General features: G+C 50.6%; 11 protein-coding genes. 5 read left to right on the top strand and 6 right to left on the bottom strand.

Annotated elements, in window-relative coordinates:
- Positions 1–8 precede the first annotated feature (8 nt).
- Positions 9–1,556 (bottom strand): bifunctional GNAT family N-acetyltransferase/carbon-nitrogen hydrolase family protein, encoded by a 1,548-nt coding sequence (locus tag KTO58_RS08690; RefSeq protein ID WP_095839747.1) that lies wholly within the window; start codon positions 1,554–1,556, stop codon positions 9–11.
- Between the two features lie 193 nt (positions 1,557–1,749).
- On the opposite strand from KTO58_RS08690, the gene KTO58_RS08685 reads away from it, so the two are divergent.
- Both KTO58_RS08685 and KTO58_RS08680 read left to right on the top strand, forming a co-directional pair.
- Positions 1,750–2,955 (top strand): glycosyltransferase, encoded by a 1,206-nt coding sequence (locus tag KTO58_RS08685; RefSeq protein WP_095839748.1) that lies wholly within the window; start codon positions 1,750–1,752, stop codon positions 2,953–2,955.
- Positions 2,952–3,572, top strand: coding sequence for an acyltransferase (locus tag KTO58_RS08680; RefSeq protein ID WP_095839749.1), 621 nt, complete (start codon positions 2,952–2,954; stop codon positions 3,570–3,572). Before KTO58_RS08685 ends, KTO58_RS08680 begins: the two co-directional genes overlap by 4 nt.
- Positions 3,573–3,586: 14 nt before the next feature.
- Here KTO58_RS08680 and KTO58_RS08675 read toward each other — a convergent pair whose 3' ends face one another.
- Positions 3,587–9,148 (bottom strand): PKD domain-containing protein, encoded by a 5,562-nt coding sequence (locus KTO58_RS08675; protein ID WP_225860146.1) that lies wholly within the window; start codon positions 9,146–9,148, stop codon positions 3,587–3,589.
- Positions 9,149–9,609: 461 nt separating this feature from the next.
- Between KTO58_RS08675 and KTO58_RS08670 the strand changes: the two genes are divergently transcribed.
- On the top strand, positions 9,610–10,968 hold the full coding sequence (locus KTO58_RS08670; RefSeq protein ID WP_095839752.1) for a lipopolysaccharide biosynthesis protein: 1,359 nt from the start codon (positions 9,610–9,612) through the stop codon (positions 10,966–10,968).
- A 28-nt stretch (positions 10,969–10,996) separates the two neighbouring features.
- Entirely contained in the window at positions 10,997–11,860 is an 864-nt protein-coding gene (locus KTO58_RS08665) for a beta-1,6-N-acetylglucosaminyltransferase (RefSeq protein ID WP_095839753.1), read from the top strand.
- 52 nt (positions 11,861–11,912) lie between these two features.
- Here KTO58_RS08665 and KTO58_RS08660 read toward each other — a convergent pair whose 3' ends face one another.
- On the bottom strand, positions 11,913–12,263 hold the full coding sequence (locus KTO58_RS08660) for a hypothetical protein (RefSeq protein WP_225860145.1): 351 nt from the start codon (positions 12,261–12,263) through the stop codon (positions 11,913–11,915).
- Between the two features lie 886 nt (positions 12,264–13,149).
- Here KTO58_RS08660 and KTO58_RS08655 point away from each other — a divergent pair.
- Complete coding sequence (locus tag KTO58_RS08655; RefSeq protein WP_095839754.1) at positions 13,150–13,992, top strand: alpha/beta fold hydrolase; 843 nt, start codon at positions 13,150–13,152, stop codon at positions 13,990–13,992.
- 8 nt (positions 13,993–14,000) lie between these two features.
- Here KTO58_RS08655 and KTO58_RS08650 read toward each other — a convergent pair whose 3' ends face one another.
- From KTO58_RS08650 to KTO58_RS08640, 3 genes are all read right to left on the bottom strand, one after another.
- On the bottom strand, positions 14,001–16,991 hold the full coding sequence (locus tag KTO58_RS08650; RefSeq protein ID WP_095839755.1) for a polysaccharide lyase family 8 super-sandwich domain-containing protein: 2,991 nt from the start codon (positions 16,989–16,991) through the stop codon (positions 14,001–14,003).
- 434 nt (positions 16,992–17,425) lie between these two features.
- Positions 17,426–18,196 (bottom strand): class I SAM-dependent methyltransferase, encoded by a 771-nt coding sequence (locus tag KTO58_RS08645; protein WP_095839757.1) that lies wholly within the window; start codon positions 18,194–18,196, stop codon positions 17,426–17,428.
- Between the two features lie 247 nt (positions 18,197–18,443).
- Positions 18,444–19,583 (bottom strand): glycosyltransferase family 4 protein, encoded by a 1,140-nt coding sequence (locus KTO58_RS08640; RefSeq protein ID WP_095839758.1) that lies wholly within the window; start codon positions 19,581–19,583, stop codon positions 18,444–18,446.
- Positions 19,584–19,599 lie beyond the last annotated feature (16 nt).

The following is a 19,599-nucleotide window of genomic DNA, read 5'->3' as shown; positions in this document are numbered from 1 at the left end:
TATCTTGTTCATTGTCCGGAAGATCCGCCGTTACGAGTTACTCCCTTATAATTCACCTGATACAGATCAGGCCGCATGTCCTTTTTCGTATGTACGCTTCCGAATGCATGCAGCTCTTTCAGCAACACGAGGTCTACGTCAGCGATCACTACCATTTCCGTATTAGGCGTCGCATCTGCTTTCACACCTGTCACCGGAAATGCAAAGTCCGACGGCGTCAGCACAGCCGACTGTGCATATTGCAAGTCCATATTATTCACCTTCGGCAGATTACCCACACAACCCGCGATCGCGACATAACACTCATTTTCTATCGCCCGTGCCTGCGCACAGAAACGTACCCGGTTATAGGCGTGTTGCGTATCCGTCAGGAAAGGTACAAAAAGTATCTGCATGCCTTGCTCCGCCAATACCCTGCTAGGCTCGGGAAATTCCACATCGTAGCATATCTGTATCCCTATCTTACCGCAATCCGTATCAAACACCCGCAACTCATTGCCGCCCTTGATACCCCAGGCCGACACCTCACTTGGTGTCGGATGTATCTTGATATAATGGTCGTGTGTACCATCCCGCCGGCACAGGTAAGTGATATTGTACAACTGCTCCTCTATCACAATAGGCATACTGCCGGTGATGATATTTACATTGTAAGCAACGGCATGTTTGATGAACTCATCCCGGATCTCATGGGTGTACCTTGCCACACCCCGGATTGCTCCGGCCTGGTCCATCTGGTTGAACTCCGCCATCAATGGCGCATTAAACAGCTCCGGGAATACGACGAAGTCTGAACCGTAGTCACTCACCGCATCAATGAAATATTCCACCTGCTGCAAAAATCCCTGTAATGACTGGTAGTCCCGCATCTGCCATTGCACTAATCCAATACGTACCGTCGATTTATTATATCGTATCGTATCTACATCTTTTTCATAATAGATATTATACCATTGTAGCAACGTCGCAAATCCTTTCGAAGCCTCATCATGCGGCAGATAGTTCTTCAGTATTTTCTTTACCAGGAAATCATTGGAGAACTGGAACGTTAACGTAGGATCATAGATCTCTTTATCACGCACCTTTTCAATATACTCCCTGGGCGATAGCTGATCCGCATATTTCTCATAGTTGGGAATACGACCGCCGGCAACGATACCTCGCAGGTTCAGCCGCTCGCACAAGGTCTTACGTGCATCATACAGGCGCCGCGCCAGCCGCTTCCCGCGGTAGTCCGGATGTACAAACACTTCAATGCCATATAATACATCCCCCTTGGGATCATGCGTGCTGAAAGTATAATAACCGGTGATCTGCTCATAGGTGTGTTCATCACCATATTTCTCATAATCTACTATGATGGATAATGCACAACCCACCACCTTATCATTGACGGTCACTGCGATCTGCCCTTCCGGAAACAGGTTCATTAACCTGCGGATAGTAGGCTCCCGCCAGTAACTACCTGCCATATCTGAATAAGCGGATACCATGGATTCTTTCAGGTCCAGGTAATCCTCTGCCGTCAATTGTCTTATTTCTACTGTTTCTGACATGCCTGTATACTTTTTTTATTACTCCTTTTTAAGTTACTACAAATATGAAGCCGGTCAAAAAATGGAAATCCTGAAAATATGTCTTTACTTTGCACCGCGTAAGTTTTTTTCCCTGCTACCTTAACCACTAATGCTATTCGCTCTTTAACGGTTTATTATTTCATTTGTTCATAAAACAAGCCAGGCCCCATTTATGCCGCTTATACAAAATAGAGATATTGTTATCGTAGGATTACAACAATGGTACACGCCAATAGGCAGCAACTGTAAAAACATTGCATTACAGTTCGCCCGCCACAACCGCGTACTGTATGTCAACGCACCGCTCGACAGACGTACCGCGCTGAAAGAGAAAAATGATCCGCAGGTACAATACCATCAAAAGGTACTAAAAGGGGAAGAAGCTGCCATCATCCCTATCGGAAATAATCTCTGGAACCTCTATCCCGAGACCGTACTGGAGTCGATCAACTGGATGCCTTCCACCGCTGCCTTCTCCTGGTTCAATAAACTTAACAACCGCCGCTTCGCGAAAAGTATAAAAAAAGCCGTGACACAACTCGGCTTTAAAGATATCATCCTGTTTAATGACAATGACATCTTCCGCGCCTTCTATCTGAAGGAAATGTTACGCCCCTCCTCCTACGTGTACTACAGCCGCGACTACCTGGTAGGCGTAGATTACTGGAAAAAGCATGGCGAATACCTGGAGCCGCTCCACATCGCTAAAGCAGATGCCGCCGTCGCCAACTCTCTATACCTCCGCGATATGCTCCTGAAATACAATCCCAGGAGCTTCTACGTAGGACAAGGATGCGACCTGCGCCTGTTCGATGCCACAGCTTCTCATCACCGTCCTGCAGACCTGCCCGCACCAGCACAGCCGATCATCGGCTATGTCGGCGCCCTCAACACACTACGTCTCAATATCGATATACTCCTACGGATCGCCCAGGATCGCCCTGACTGGCAGCTGGTACTGGTAGGCCCCGAAGATGACGGCTTCAAAAGCGCTGCCTTACACCAGCTACCCAATGTATATTTCCTTGGCAGAAAAGAGGTCAGTGAGCTACCGGGCTATATCAGCTATTTCGATGTCTGCCTCAATCCGCAGGTCATTAACGCGGTCACCGCCGGCAACTACCCACTGAAGATAGATGAGTACCTCGCCATGGGCAAACCAACAGTAGCCACCGCTACCAAAACCATGCAGCTGTTTAAAGATCATGTCTATCTCGCTCAATCCCCGGATGAATACGTTCCCTTGATAGAAAAGGCCTTACACGAAAATAATTTGTCATTACAACAGGCGCGGATCACCTTTGCACAATCTCATAGCTGGGAGAACTCCGTAGCTGCCATCTATGACGCTATATTACAATCGTCCGGTCGACCATGAGCCTGAAAAGTAAAATAAAAGATAATCCACGCCTCAAAGCGCTGACATTATATCTCCTGATGCCTAAACATCAGGCACGTCCCCGTACCTGGGTACGCTGGTTCGTAAATCCCTTCGTACATAAAAAAGGAAAACAATCCTCCATCCGCCGCCGCACCCGCATGGATGTATTGCCGTTTAACGGCTTCACATTGGGCAACTATTCTACCATCGAAGATTTCGCTACCGTCAACAATGGTATGGGCGCCGTTACCATCGGCGATCACGTACGCGTAGGTATCGGCAATGTCATCATCGGCCCCGTTACCATCGGTAACCATGTCATCATGGCCCAGAATATCGTCGTTTCCGCCTTAAATCATGGATATACAGATCCCCATACACCGATCTCCTTACAGCCCTGTACAACAGGCGAGATCGTGATAGGAGAAGACTCCTGGATCGGCGCCAATGCGGTGATCACCGCCGGCGTACATATAGGAAAACATGCCGTAGTAGCAGGTGGCAGCGTAGTGACCAAAGACGTCCCTCCCTACACCATCGTTGCCGGCAATCCCGCCCGCATCATCAAACAATACAATCCCGACACCCAAACCTGGGACAGGGTCCGTAGTTAGTACCAAAGCACCCTTTACGGTACTTTGGTAAAATGCCCGGTCCAGCGGAACTTATCATCCCCAAACACCTCCACCAGGTAGTGCCCTACCGGGATCGTCTCTATAGAGATCAGCTTATCCAGCCCGTCATCAGCCGTAAACTTATTGGAATAATGCATCTTTCCGGTCAGATCATAGATCGAAATGCGCATTTGTGTATTGCCTTTATGATTTACATTCAACCGGATATAGTCCCTGGCAGGATTAGGATACAATATCGACACAGCCGGACGCTGGTCTCCCTGCTGTATCTTCACCGTAAAAGTAGCCGCTCCCTTCGCTCCTTTATCGTTCGTCACCGTCAGCTCAAATGTATAGATACCCGCCTGTAACGAGGCAATCCTCGTCTGTGCACGATCTGCCGCCCAGATACTAGCCGGACTAGGGCCTGTCAGCTGCTGCCAGCTATATCGCACGATATTTCCTTCCGGGTCATAAGAACGGCTGCCATCTGCCTGTATGAAGTTCACCGGCAAGGTGATTGTCCGGTCTCCCTGGGTCTGCGCCACAGGAGGCTGATTGGCAGGTACAGACAGTACCTGCACCGACACCCGCGCACGTCCCTGTGCACCCTGGTTATCCGTTACGGTCAATTCAAATACATAAGTACCTGCCTGTAGTCCGGTCACCATGGTCTGTGCCAGCGCCCGGTCTACGATCGTACCGCCCGCAGGCCCACTCACTTTCTCCCATGCCCAGCGCGCCACGTTCCCATCCGGATCATAAGAAGCGCTGCCATCCAGCCGTACACTGTTCACCGGTAAGGTGATGGTCACCGGGTTACCGGCAATCGCTATCGGGTCGCGGTTGACAGCAGCTGCCACCACAATGACCCGCATCCGTGCCGTCGCCGTCTGGCCGCCGTCATCCGTTATAGTCAATTCATATACATAGGTGCCGGCCTGCAGATGGCTGATCGCTGGCTTGGGTATATTGACAGGGGTAGGGTCACCGCCCGCAGGACCGCTGATCTTCGCCCAACGCCAGCTGGCAATAGTACCGTCAGGGTCCGTAGAACCGCTGCCATCCAGCTGTGCCGTATTCACCGGCAGCTGTATAGTGATATCGCTACCTGCATTGGCTACCGGCGGTTGATTCGCGGGCTGCACCACCACGGTCACCCGCGCTGAAGCAGATGCTCCGGCATTATCCGTCACCGTCAGTTCGTATACATAGGTGCCTGCCTGTAAATTGTTGATGCCCGTTCTGGCGGTATAAGGACTACTCAGGTCACCGCCCGCAGGACCGCTCACTTTCATCCACATCCAGCTTACAATACTACCGTCCGGATCACTGGAACCACTGCCGTCCAGCTGAGCCGTATTAACGGGTAATAAGATCGTCTGATTATTGCCGGCCCTCACCACCGGCGGACGGTTACCACCGCCTGTCGCCAACACCACCACCGTCACACGGTCGGTAGCCGTCAGCCCACCATCATCCGTCACGGTCAGCTCATATACATATACGCCAGCCACTAAGCCGGTCAGCTGCGTCATTGCCGCTCCGGGCGTCCCGATAATACCAGCCGCAGGGCCGCTTACTTTCATCCACTGCCAGCTCACAATTGTGCCATCCGGGTCCCTGGAAGTATTGCCATCCAGCTGTGCAGTATTAGTGGGTAAGTTGATGCTGATATCACCGCCGGCATTGGCTACCGGTGGCTGATTAGCAGCTATCACAGTTACTGTCACCCGGCCGGATACACTGGCGCCGCCGTCATCCGTCACGGTCAACTCATAAATATATACCCCTGCCTGCAAATTGCTGATAGTCGTCCTGGCGACATTGGAAGTACCCATATCACCGCCCGCAGGCCCGCTGATCTTCACCCACTGCCATCTTACAATACTACCGTCTGGATCGGTAGATGCACTACCGTCCAGCGTTGCATTGCTGACAGGCAACGCCACCGTCAGCGGTGCAGGCATCCGCACTACCGGCGGCCGGTTTACAGGAGCTGCCAGCACCGTCACCGTTACCCGGTCACTGCCTGTCATACCTCCATTATCCGTCACCGTCAGTTCAAATACATATATCCCTGCCACCATACCCGTCACCTGCGTAATAGACCGGTCCGGATTGCTGATATCTCCTTGTGCAGGCCCGCTGACCTTCGTCCATCGCCAGCTGGCAATGGTACCGTCCGGATCACTAGATGTACTGCCGTCCAGCTGTACCGTATTAATCGGTAGCTGTACACTGCGGTCCGTACCGGCATCCGCTACCGGCGCTTTATTAGGCGCCGCCGTTACCGTCACCGTTACCCGGTCCGTAGCCTTTTCACCACCATCATCCGTTACCGTCAACTCATACACATATACGCCAGCCTGTAAGCCGGTAATATCCGTCTTAGCCTGCGTAGCATTGCTGATAACGCCTCCAGCAGCGCCGCTGATCTTCGTCCACTGCCAACCCACAATACTGCCGTCCGGATCGCTGGAGGCACTGCCGTCCAGCTGTGCCGTATTCACCGGCAGCTGTATCGCTTTGTCCGTGCCAGCTTCCGCTACCGGCGGTTTATTGGCAACTGGTACTACCGTTACCGTCGCACGGTTCTTCGACTGCGCCCCGGCATTATCCGTCACCGTCAGCTCATATATATAAACACCGGCTTGCAACGCCGTGATATTAGTCTTAGCCTGGTTAGGACTGCTGATGGTACCACCCGCAGGGCCGCTGATCTTCGTCCACTGCCAGCTCACAATCGTACCGTCCGGATCATTGGAAGCACTACCGTCCAGCTGTACAGTGGTAACAGGCAGCTGTATGCTTTTGTCCCCACCGGCATTGGCTACCGGCGGCTGGTTACTGCCCGGATTGATCACTGTAATAGTGATACGGTCCGATCCGGTAGCGCCTGCATTATCCGTTACCGTTAATTCAAATACATACACCCCTGCTACCAGCCCGCTCACATCCGTGTTGCTGGCGTCAGGGATGCTAATCGTACCGGCGGCCGGCCCGCTCACCTTCTTCCACTCAAATTTTACGATCATCCCATCCTGGTCAATAGAGTTGCTGCCGGATAAGGCCGCAGTGTTATTAGGCAGCGTCACCGTTACATCAGTACCAGCCGTGGCAATAGGTGCTTTATTGGCGGCTGCCAATACGTTCACCGTTACCTTCGCACTGTCAGAGACGCCTTTATCATCCGTTACCAACAGCTGAAAGATATAGGTGCCTGGTGTCAGCCCGGTTACATTAGTCTTGCTGATGCCGGCATTGACAACCGTACCTGCATTCGGGCCGGTCAGTTTCGTCCAGCGATATACACTGATCGTTCCGTCTACATCCGCAGAACCACTGCCGTCCAATATAGCCGTCGTACCAGGCGCCGCTATCACCGTATCTTTACCGGCATTCGCTGCTGGCGGGATATTCGTCGCCAGTGGTCCCGAATATTCATAAGCGCCGGCATCAAACAACACATCCTGCGGACGCGCCATATCATCATAGTCCGTCAGTAATCCCAGGTCCTGCATGTTACGCCCGGCATTCACCGCCGTCGATCCGGAAGTGAGGTGGTAATTGCGGCCGGCAGAATCCGCGAAAAGACCCTGCTTCGCATTCCGATAACTGATGTTGTTGCTGAAGTCAAATAAGATCTGTTTCGACCCACGGATATAATATCCCTGCTGCGGATAATCCCAGGGAGACCCTGGCGCCACCACCACGTTATTATACACCTTATGCCCCACCGTCGTCAGGTCCGCATATATCTTCAATCCCACAGAGCCAGTATTATATACCGTATTGTTATAAATGTAACCGGTCACCGGCTGAAATAATAACTTATCCGTTACATTGATCCCCTCATAGTAAATGTTGGAGATCACATTATTATATACATAACTTACACCACTGCCAAACAACTGTACACCCGGACTGAATCCCTTGTCAATCCGGTTATTGTAAATACGCAATGTGCTGCCACCCCCACTCAGAATACCATACCCGTGTGCACTGTTACGCGCCATCGCATAGTTGACGATCCGGTTATGATGCACCAGGTTTACACCCATATCCGCCATCGCGATCTGTATCCCGTCACTACCCACATTCTCCAGGTCATTATTATACACCTCCAGATTCTCCAGGTGATGCGATTTCAGACTCTTACAGTTCCCATCATCCCAGAGATAATGCGTGTTACCTATATAAAAACCTTCCCAGGCCGAGTTACGGCACAACAGGTCATGTATCTTCACATTACGCATCACGAACGCGCCTTCGAGAAACTGTGGCTGCTGACAGTTTTGCAATGTCTTCGCCTGCAGGAACATACCCGCATCGTGCACATAACAGTGATGCACTTCAAAATCGCTGGCGCCGCTGCTGAATAATAAACCGAATAACTTCACCCCCGTCGCACTGGTGCCGTTGATATCAAAACCATAACGTAATCCCGGATGTCCATCGCCTTCCACTTTGAAGTATTGCCCGCCGGGCAACAAGAAAGAGGCAACCGTCGTCGTACTGTTTACCCCTACCCTTACCAGTCCGCCACAGTTGCGGATGATGATGGGTTTCGCCGCCGTACCTACCAGGTTACCCATATGAATGAAATCATAATCGCCCGCATTGATACACAATGTATCGCCGGGTTGCACATTCAGGGCTGTTTTGGCGTCTTCATAATAAATGGCATTCCCCCTTGACCGGGGTACTACAATACGTCTGCCGCCGTTAACCGGATTAGGCGCACCGCCTTGTTTATACTTCAGCATCCACTCGTACACATTCGTACCGGTCTGCGGATCTTTATACGCAGGATCAAATGCTTTGGTCCACGCATCATGCGAATTGCTCTGGAATATCGTCAGCAACGCCGGTGGATTCGGTGCCGGCACACTGGCGTTGATCAGCTTCACCCAGTTTTTGGACCAGGTAGACGATACCGTCGGGTCATTGTCGTTATGAAAAGCCCATACCGGCGTATTGTTAGCAGCGATCACATTGGCCAGCGAGGGCCGCGAATCCGGGTCCCAGGCACCACATACAATCGCCGCCGCTGCATACTGTTTCGCTTTTACCGCATTCTCAGAGAGTACTCCCCAGGCCACACCGCCGCCCATACTGATACCTGTCACATAGACACGACTACTGTCCACCCGGTACACCGATTCCGCATAGGCCAGCAACTTGTTCACATCATCCGACCCCGGCCACACCTTGAACTGCGGCGTCAGCACAATAAAAGAATAACTTTGCCCACCTACCGTAAAAGAAGCGGGAAACTGATTATTCCGGATGTAATTAGGAATACCATTCTTCAACACATTCTGATTGATCTGCGTAGCATTGTTACCTGCCAGCTCACCTACCCCGTGCAGAAAAATGATCAGCGGATATCGCTGACTGGTATTAGTAGCATAACCCTGCGGCAGATGCTCATAATAACCAACAATATTGGATATACTGGAAGGAACCGACTTAGCGGCTTGCTGCTGCGCTACAGCAGGCAAAGCAAGGTATAGCAGGAATACATAAAGGACATAACATGCCCAATTCCTTTGCGAAAAATATTCTCTCACAATGATGTGGTTTTTCTTAGGTACTATGGTAACTTGAGGTCTGACCTGTGTGTCCTTCGGCGTTCCTCTTCCTGAATAATAGGGCCTGTTGTCTGCAAATATTCCACTGAAATTAGGTCAGTAACTATACAAGCAATTACAATCTTTGCGTCCCCTTTGTTTTAAATTCTCAACGATATAAGCAGTACAAAGAAAACATTTTTTTCTATACAAATGAGAAAAAAAACGCATATCTATGAGTGTATTTAATAAATTATTTTTAAAATGTATCTATAACGAACTGTTCCATTATAAATAATAAGTTAAATACCCATCACCATGGTTCCACATTCCGGGGAAAAGTGTATATTGCGTCCTCATTTTGTACAAGGATCGCGTATAGCCTACGCTTACCCCTTCTTCACTTTAATTATATCCTGTAAAAGACCGGCTTTTTTTATTAACCGGTAATAGTTTGATTCATGGCTTTTGGGCTAGCTAACGCCATCCGCAGCAGGCACTTTCACTCATTGTTAGGCAATGTGGTCACCGCTTTCTTTAACGTTCTCTCCTTTGCCATGCTGGTAAGGATATTATCCCTCACCGCCTTCGGCGAATGGGTATTATTCATCGCCACCTACAATATATTGGACCAGATCCGTACTGGTCTGCTACAGTCCGGCATCATTAAATTCTACGCTGGTGTAGAAGAAGAAACGGGCAAACAAGTCACCGGCGCCGCCTGGTACATCTCCCTGCTCGTCACGATGGCATATGTACTTGTCTCCTTTATCGTACTAGCCGCCGCCTACCCATATTTCAATGCTACCTGGCATTTCTTCCTTACCTGGCTGGGTATACTGACGCTCTTGTCACTTCCCATGAACTTCGCCACCTGGATACTGCAGGCCGAACATCGCTTCGATAAGATCGTCCTGGTTCGCCTCATGCAAAACGGCTCCTTCCTCGTCATACTTTCCGTACTCTTCCTGCTCAAACAGGTGAACCTTCCAAACGTATTATATGCTTATTCCGCCTCCATGGCCATTTCAAGCATATACTGCCTGCTCCGTAAATGGACGCGCATCCGCAGCATCTGGTTCCGGACCAAAACACAGGCCATGCAACTATACCGCTTCGGCCGCATGATCGTAGGCAGCATGGTATCCTCTACCTTACTCAGCTACTCTGATAATCTCGTCATACGTACCATGATGAACCCAGCTGCCGTAGCCCTCTACAGCATCCCGCAAAAGTTCATGGAAGTCATTGAAATCATCCTCCGCAGTTTCGTCGCCACCGCACAGCCGACCTTGTCCGCTGCCGCCAACCGCAACGACTACCGCGCCGTCGCAGTGGCATTCGCCCGGTACACCGGCACCGTAAGCATCATCATCATCCCGTTCATCATCGGATTACTGCTGCTCACACAACCACTGATCATCCTCCTCGCTGACAAAGCCTATCTCGACGCCACCGATATCGTACGCATCTTCCTGCTGTCCGCTATCTTCTGGCCCATAGATCGATTCATCGGCGTTACACTCGATATGATCAATCTGCCCAACATCAATTTTTATAAAAACTTCCTCAAACTCGTACTCAACATCGCTTGCGATATCCTCTTCGTATGGCTGTTCACCGACATCCGCTCCGTAGCACTCGCCTCCTTCGTCAACGTGCTCTTCGCCGTCGCATTTGGATACTACTTCCTGCAGAAAAGAGTCGATATCAGCGTTAAGAATATATGGCTGTTCGGATGGGCCGAATGTAAGATCATCTTTAATAAAATAAGAGCCGCCCTGGGTGCAGGCAAAACTCAGGAGTCTAACAGCAATTAATTCACCATACTAGTATTATAGTTCGAACATGAAACTGGCATTTATCATACTGGCACATAAAAACCCCGCGCAATTACAACGTTTGTTACTACGGTTACAACACACACAGGTAGACTGCTATGTGCACGTGGATGCAAAATGTAATATCGACGAATGGAAAGAAGTACTCTCCCTGCCACAGGTATATCCCGTTAGCGAAAGAGCCAACGTCACCTGGGCCGGATGGGGCATCATTCAGGCTACCCTCAATGGCATGGAAGCCGTTATGGCCAGCGAACATCGCTACCACTACATCACCTTACTCAGCGCACAGGACTATCTACTGCAACCCATAGAGAAAATATATGAATTCCTCTGCACACAACAGCACCAACAATTCATGGATGTTATCTCCGAAGAAGCCTTGCAGCCCAACCTCTGCAAAATGGATCGCTACCACTTCGTAGAATACAACTTCCCAGGCAAATACATGCTGACCAACATACTGGCCAAAATATTACCTCCACGCAAAGCACCACTAGGCCTCAAACTCGAGTGTGGCTCTGCCTGGTGGACACTCACCCAGGACTGCGTCGCCTACTGCCTGGAATATGAACGCAAACACCCCGCCCTCCGCAGGTACCTCAAACTCACCTGGGGCGCCGATGAATTCATCTTCCAAACCATCCTGCTCAACAGCAACCGCTACCGCGACCAGATCACCAAAACCAATCTCCATTATATCGACTGGTCCGCCGGTAAAGAACATCCGAAAACTTTCGGCATCGAAGACCTCAATACCTTACTCAATAGCGGCAAATATTTCGCCCGCAAATTTGATATGAAAGCAACACCAGAACTGCTGGATAAAATAGACAACGCACTCAGTACCGATCCTGTCACTACCATATAGGGCTAAAACAAAACTGGTGGCCATCCTAAGTGGCCACCAGCAAATACTCGATCTAAACTTCTTCCTTTTTCTTCTTCTTGAATGGATTAAATGGCTTTGGCGGCTTACGTGGCTCCTTCGCCTCCGTCACCTCACTGGTACCTTTCGCGTCCTTGTCCGCCTTCGCAGCTGCCCGCTTCTCATCACGCTCCTTCTTACGCGCTACATGCTTCTCATGCTCGCCTTTCCAGAAATCACGCTGGTTCTCTCCTACCTTAGTCCAAAACTCTTTGTGTTTCTCCCGGCGGGCTTCCGCCGCCTCTCTTTTCGCTTTCTTTTTTTCTTCTTTGTCGCTTTGCGCATGCGCAAACGTTACGCTTCCCAGCGTAAGCCCCAGGGCAATAAATAATACTTTTTTTTTCATTATTAGCGGTTTTTGCATCTCGGGAGGTAAACCCTCATAGTTGGCTAAACGAAAGATACAGACAACGAACTTCGCTAATTTTCTACTCATTTACAAGTAAATCCACCGGGAAAATCGTCCACACCCGCAAAAACATGCTCATTTTTATCAGGGTGCACAGGCTAAAACATGAGGCCTGCACTTACAGGTAAGACTTATACACTTTAACCTGTCATACGGCGTTATACAATCACCCGTACAAATGCGGGCTGCAACCGCCTGGCCACCTCCCAAAATATCTTTTAGCTCCTGACGACTCAATAGCATACTTGGGAAAACAACTTTTTTCATATGGAATTTATTTTAAGCGTAAAAAAATCTAAACAGTACAGTTAACATCATAGTCGGGACATAACAATATTACACACATCCACTGCGCTATCCATACATTCCCTTTCTATGCTATTCATAAATGCTTCTCACCTGATACTATCTTACCTCCTACCCCACTCATCCCCTTTCAGGATAACTATGCCATACCTCAGGTATACCTTTCCTATAGCATTCCTATAACATTCGTATAGTCATTGTATAAGCTAAGCATATACCAGCTTATACAATGACTATACACCGGCTATAGTTTGCCTATACAACACTTATAGAACGCTTATAGAAGCTATAGGCAACAAGGATACAACCTGATAATAATCAACGCATTAAACACTCACCCCCTGCTTATCATGTTCCCCTCTTCATCTCATGTTTCCCCTTTTTTACCACCTACATTCCCCTTTTTCACCGCCAATAACACCCGCCTTGTCGCAATCCCCCCCTTAAATTGACGTTTCTCCTACCCTTACTTCCCACCCAGCTATGCTAAGTTTGTATCAGCAAACCATCAGACGCCATGCTCACCAGAAATATATTATTCACCGTATTATTGTTCCTCACTCACTTGCATATGAACGCACAGACATCAGCGCCTAACGGACATTACGCTACCGTAAATGGCCTCAAGCTCTATTACGAGATACAGGGCAATGGCACACCGCTCATCCTGTTACATGGCGGCGGTTCCACCATCAGTTCTACCTTCGGCCGCATCTGGCCCCTGCTACTGCCTGGTCACCAGCTCATCGGCGTAGAAAGCCAGTCGCATGGCCGCACCGCCGACAGGGATACACCGTCCAGCTTCGAGCAGGATGCAGACGATGTGGCCGCCTTGCTGCAACATCTACATATTGAAAAGGCCGACTTCATGGGCTTCAGCAACGGTGCCACCACCTGCCTGCAGATCGCGATCCGGCATCCGCAGCTGGTCGGTAAACTTGTACTCTGCGCCGTCGCCTACCGGCGCGATGGCATGATACCAGGCTTCTTCGAAGGCATGGAACAAGCCACCCTCGCCAATATGCCCCAGGAACTGCAACAAGCCTATCTCGCCGTCAATCCCAGCCAGGAAGGACTACAAAGGATGTTCCACCGCGACTCCCAACGGATGATCCATTTCAAAGACATTCCAGACACCGCACTCAAAGCGATCCATGCACCGGCGCTACTCATTCACGCAGACCAGGACGTTATCCTCACCAGCTCCGTCCTCACACTCTCCCATACCCTGCCACATGCCCGGCTCGCAGTACTGCCAGGCATCCATGGTGAATGCATCGGCGAAATAGCCACCTCCCATCCGGACCCGCAAACCCTCGCCTTCGTCACCGCTATGATCCAGAAATTCCTGAAGGAATAAACTAGTACCTAACGCACGATCATCACCGGATACGCACTTTCTCCCACTCCCTTCAGATAATAAATACCGGCGGGTAACATACTCACATCCAGACTTACCTTCACCTGGGGAGAGACGGTTACCCGCTTCCATATCTTGCCGCCCGCATCCATCAGCACAATCGTTCCGCTACGCGCCGAAGTAATATACAACTGCGTACTGGCAGGGTTAGGCGCCACCACCCAGCTCAGCAGTGCCGGCGTTGTCGCCACCGTCACCGGTGCCCGCATCTGCGCACCGGTACTACCGCTCTTCAAGTAAAAGGTAAGCATGGGTTGTAGACTGCTGTCCGTATTCTCCCGCGAATAAAATGCTGCATCCGTTTTGGCATCCCCTCTGCTAGTAGACACCGTATGCAATGAAATCGCAGGATCATGCTGCCCCACCGCCTGTTTCACCTTCGCTGTAATGTCAAACACAGCGGTCGTACCGGCTACACTACCATCAACAGTAGCCAGCAGCTCCGCCGATCCGGGTTTATTGTTCCAGTTGATACCCGACTCCGTCCAGCTGTTATCCGCCACATACCGCACCTGCCAGCTGGTCGTAGTAATAGAAGTATTGGCATTCCGCACCTTCAGCTGTAACGTCACCTTACTGATAGCAGCACTATCAGTCACCGGCAGCGGAAACTTAGTATATACCTCCCGGTTATATCCCTGGTTATCTTTTTTGATGACCAACCCAGTAGCACTCCCATAGTTGGTACCTGCCGTAGCGCCGTCGTTTACATAGGCATCCGCCATCGCATATACCCGCTGCTCCGGTGCCGGACCAGTATAGTCCGGTGTCTGATCATGCACGAACAACCGCAGCGTACTACCCCGGTAAGGCGCTGCAGGCATATTCGCCTCCAGCAATTTCTCCCGGGCAATACCTGGCAGGCGTAACCGCAAACGAAGCGTATTCAACTGCTGCGCAGGATCCGCCAGGTGTACCGTCACTTGCGTAGTACCCACCCCTTTCAGTATCATCACACATCCGGCCTCCGCTTGTATGGACATATCCCCGGCGGTGAATGTAGCCGCTTTATAAAACACCAGCTGCCAGATGCCCAGCGTACGGTGCTGCACCACCTGCATAGAATCCGTATTGGCATATACACGTATGCGAGTAGTATCGTAAGCCTGCATCGCGGCGGCACTACCTTTACCTGGCAACAGTATATATGCATACGCCGCTCCCGCCGGCTGACTTCCATGATCCAGCCACAACTTCATCACCTGCTTGCGTACCGTATCAGCAACAGAGGTATTGTTGATCGACTTCCAGGTACCGGCCTGCTCTCCGGCACTTAACCGCACCTGCCCGCCACCAGGGAAATAATATCCTACCCCTGCATGTGTCAGCCAACGCAGGTTATTATTGTAACTATAAGTACCATTGGTAAAACTCGCCACCTGCCCGCCTTGTAATACCGTCACCGCCCCATTCAGCAGACATTGATCCATCGTCGTATGAACAGGAGCACTCGCGGTAGATTGAATATTCGCACCCAGGCAAACGATCTCGTCATCAAAGTAAAACCAGGACTTCCGCGCACTGGTATTAATGCTGTAATTGTTATCCGCGTAAGCATAGGCACTCACGCCATACAGGCTATCCGATACCCCGCCCGCAAAAGCCACCGTACCGGCAGTCCCCCATGCCGCCGGTAATGGAAGGTTACTCAACACCGGGGCCGTTACACCGGGTATATGCGCCCAGTCCCAGGCCGGGAATATATTGTAGTATTCGCCGCCCACAGTAGACAGATTAGTGGCACCATCCGCCAGGAAATACCCTTTCAGGTGCTCCCCATTCCCGTTCTCATTCCGTAACGTACGGGTAGAGACCATACGCACATCGAAACTATAACCGGGTCTTATATGCAGGCTGTAATCCGATGTCCAGTAATGCGTATGGGCAGGGCGTACCCCATAACCGGCTGGCTGCACACCACTCAGCCGGCTGATCGCCGTATCGTAGGCCGCTGCATGAGCAGGGTCCAGCACCTTCATATTAGTCACCCATTGCGTACCAGCCTGCCGTATCGCATTGGTACGGCTGATACTCCGGCCCATCGTGTTATAATGCGCATACTGCCCGCGGATCACAGCAAGGTAGGTCTGCAGGGCAAACCGGCTTAACAAAGAGAGCTGCCCGCCCGCCAGCGCATACCGAGTACCTACCGTATACAACGCCACACCAATTTCTCCGTTCAGCAATACCGATCCGTAACCGCCTATATACAACTGTTTACCGTGCTGCTGATAAGACAGATCATATTGAATACCCTCTTCCGTCGTCTGTACGATCGGGTAATACGCCTGCGACACCCCGAAAGACAATACCGCACTATCCTTCTGCAGGCAGCCCCGGTATATCCAATGGGTCGCAATATCCAGTTTGTTGGCGCCCGACCCCAACGAACCGGGTTGATCCGGCCGCCCGCCCTCCACAGCCATACGCCCCAGCAGGTTATCTTCCGTACCCGGAGGTATAGCCACCTTGCCCATACGCAATAAGATCAGCAGGATGCCTATCCGCTGCGGACTCGCAATCTGCTGCATATACCAGTTCGTACTGGTAGGATGCACCCGGTACCAATACGCCAGCGCGGCACTGATCCGCTGATGCAACTGCGTATTACCATAATAATAGCCACCCGCCAGCGTGTAGGCCAGCACCATCGGCTTCAGCCTGTCCAGGTGCGCGATCGGCAACCAGTTCGTCTGCGAACGGTCCGCATAGTTAATGTCCGGCCAGGAACTATCCCCTTGCATCGTCGCCAGGAGATTACTCACATTGTTACGCAACGCCACCGTATCACCCGCCAAAGCCCATTGGATAGTACGGATGTTCGTCATAACGGAATCATACACCGTAGTCGCCGGAGATTGGGCACGCAGATGGATACCATGGGTCCATAAAAAGCCCAGCAAGGCCAGCAAAAGAGTGGTCGGGTATTTCATTTTCATAGTACGTTGGAATTACCTCATGCCTGTCCGCAATGACAAGTCACGGGATGGATTATTTCAATTGTTCACCTGGATATTATACAACCGTATTATTCTTCACTCGGATATTTGTTCCGCCATACCATCGGCAGTCTGGATACAGTTCAACTGCATTGCTGTTCACCTGTTAGCTGAAATTAAATATTTACCACCGGGTTTGCAATACGCCGGAGAATATTTTATACGTTTCAATATTTGATCGCCGAAGCATTTACTTTAGTACCTGCAATCAAAGACATGGCTTTTCACTCACAGATATCTCATTTTATTATATTCACCAGCCTGGTAATGGCTTGCTTTTCCCATTTGTACCAGCTAAAGGCACAGTCGCCTGTCATTACAGGTATGTATCACCTACCTATCGTGGTTAGTCATCTCGATAGCGCGATCGCCCGCTACAAGGCTTTCGTCTTCCGCCAGATAGTATGAAAACCACCGGTACAACCGTAAGGCAGCCACTCCGCTACCAGGCAGTCCCAGGCTTGCAGAAAACGCAAGCGTTTAGTAAGCAATGAAAAAGGAAACACGTCTTCCACGAAATTACTCTTGGCAAAACGTACGATGCAAAATTGACTACGCTGTGCCAGCGCCCGCAGATCACGTCGTGTAAAAAACTGTACATGATCCAGGTTATCCGCCGCCGACTGCACCGTCGTACCGCGGAATCCCAGCAAACGCTTCGCCTGGCAGATCATAGGCCACAGTACTTTGTTATTGCGTGCCTTCAGCATAGGCCGCGTCACACAAAGCTCCCGCGGTCCCTGCCCGTTAGGGACCGTAACGATCAGGATGCCCTGATCTTTCAGGGAAGTATACAATGTGCGTAATAACTGCTCCGGCTCCTGCAGGTGCTCCAGCACTTCACTGCAGATCACCGCATCATACCGTTGACCCTGCGCGGTCAATGCTTCCGCACTGATCGTCTCAAACCGGACATTGGGCAACTGGTTACGCGCATTGGCCGTTTCGATCGTCTTGGCACTCACATCGATGCCCAATACATTATAGCCCAACTGCCCCAGGTAACGGCTGATCACACCATTACCACAACCTACATCCAGTACCTGGCTGCTGGCCGGCAACTCCTGCAGACTGTCTGCTATAAATCGTAAACGTTTGATATCGGCAATTCGCTCGTACTCATACGAATGGGGTAAAGTTCTCATAACAATAGGGGAATTGGGGGTATTAATTTATGTAGTCGCCTAGGTTGAATAAGCGGTTAACTAGTGCGCATAGAGGTATCTTTAAAACGGGACGTTAAACAAACATTACGATCAACTACAGATTCAATTTATACATTTTATCCGGCAATATCATTCACATCATTGTGTGAAATAATATAGCGGATAATAAGCCCAGACGCGGCCACGACACGTAGCCGAAACCGCATCCGTAAAACAAAAACACTTACTATATAGCCTTCGCCGTTGTACCGATCAGATCACGGTACACCGCTTCTATCTTTCTTGTCATTCCCGCTACGTTGTATTCTGCCAGGATGGTATTACGGGCAGACTGTGCCAGGCGCTCGCGTAAAGCCACGTCGCTGGCCAGCTGCATGATCGCATTCGCCAATGCCGTCACATTCTTAGCAGGCACCAGCAAACCATTCTCTTCATGACGCACCGCTTCACGGGTACCATCCACATCAGAGGCGATCACCGCCTTCCCCATCGCCATCGCTTCCAACACACCGATCGGGAACCCTTCCCACAAAGAAGGTAAGCAATAAATATCCACCGCATTCAGTACCGCCGGTACATCCTGCCGGAAATTATCAAATACAATATAGTCTGACAGGCCCAGGGCATTCGCCGTATCAATGGCCGTCTGCTTCAACTCCCCTTCTCCTACCATCAGTAAGGTCATATTCGGCATCAGCTTATGCACTTCTGCAAAAGCATGAATCATGCTCACCGGATCTTTCTGATAGGTCATCCGCACAATATAGCCCACTACCAGGTGATCCTCCGGTATGCCATAAGCCTTCTTCACATCCGCATAGTTTGCCTGCGGATCAAAACGCTGCAGGTTCACCCCATTAGGCACCACCACTGCATCCAGTTTGCCAAACGCCTTCTGTCCCGTCTGCCGGTTAGATTCCGACACGCAGATATTCACCTGCGCACGGCTGGTAATAAACTTCTCCGCAGCAATACGCGCTTTTTTCATCAGGGGATGCAGCCCCCCGTGAAAGGACCATCCATGTACCGTATAGATCACAGGCAATTTCAGGTTCCTGGCCGCCCAGAGCACATTCGTATTGGCACGGGTACCATGTACATGCACCAGGTCAATACGCTCGTCTATCAATAATTGTTTGACGCGCTTCCATACGCTGATGTCAAATGGTTTCTCACTGGCAATAACATGCGCAGGTATCTGCATCTTCTCCAGTGCCTGTATCATCGGCCCGTCGGTAAACGATAACACCACCGGTTCATACTGCTCCTTGTCGAGATTGGCGACAAGATCCAGCACATGACTTTCTCCTCCGCCTATTTTTCCCTGGCGGATCGTTTCGAGTACTCTGATCTTTTTCTGTTGCATGGGGGTTATAGTAGCA

The sequence above is a fragment of the Chitinophaga pendula genome, assembly GCF_020386615.1.
Lineage (GTDB): Bacteria > Bacteroidota > Bacteroidia > Chitinophagales > Chitinophagaceae > Chitinophaga > Chitinophaga pendula.
The sequence above is the reverse complement of the archived record's forward strand: the minus strand, read 5'-3'. Positions and strand labels throughout refer to the sequence as shown.

Bases quoted from the DNA above. Each gene is read 5' to 3' on its own strand.
- KTO58_RS08660 (WP_225860145.1), bottom strand. From the start codon at position 12,263: ATGAAAAAAAAAGTATTATTTATTGCCCTGGGGCTTACGCTGGGAAGC.
- KTO58_RS08680 (WP_095839749.1), top strand. From the start codon at position 2,952: ATGAGCCTGAAAAGTAAAATAAAAGATAATCCACGCCTCAAAGCGCTG.
- KTO58_RS08670 (WP_095839752.1), top strand. From the start codon at position 9,610: ATGGCTTTTGGGCTAGCTAACGCCATCCGCAGCAGGCACTTTCACTCA.
- KTO58_RS08655 (WP_095839754.1), top strand. From the start codon at position 13,150: ATGCTCACCAGAAATATATTATTCACCGTATTATTGTTCCTCACTCAC.
- KTO58_RS08690 (WP_095839747.1), bottom strand. From the start codon at position 1,556: ATGTCAGAAACAGTAGAAATAAGACAATTGACGGCAGAGGATTACCTG.
- KTO58_RS08645 (WP_095839757.1), bottom strand. From the start codon at position 18,196: ATGAGAACTTTACCCCATTCGTATGAGTACGAGCGAATTGCCGATATC.
- KTO58_RS08685 (WP_095839748.1), top strand. From the start codon at position 1,750: ATGCCGCTTATACAAAATAGAGATATTGTTATCGTAGGATTACAACAA.
- KTO58_RS08640 (WP_095839758.1), bottom strand. From the start codon at position 19,583: ATGCAACAGAAAAAGATCAGAGTACTCGAAACGATCCGCCAGGGAAAA.
- KTO58_RS08665 (WP_095839753.1), top strand. From the start codon at position 10,997: ATGAAACTGGCATTTATCATACTGGCACATAAAAACCCCGCGCAATTA.
- KTO58_RS08650 (WP_095839755.1), bottom strand. From the start codon at position 16,991: ATGAAAATGAAATACCCGACCACTCTTTTGCTGGCCTTGCTGGGCTTT.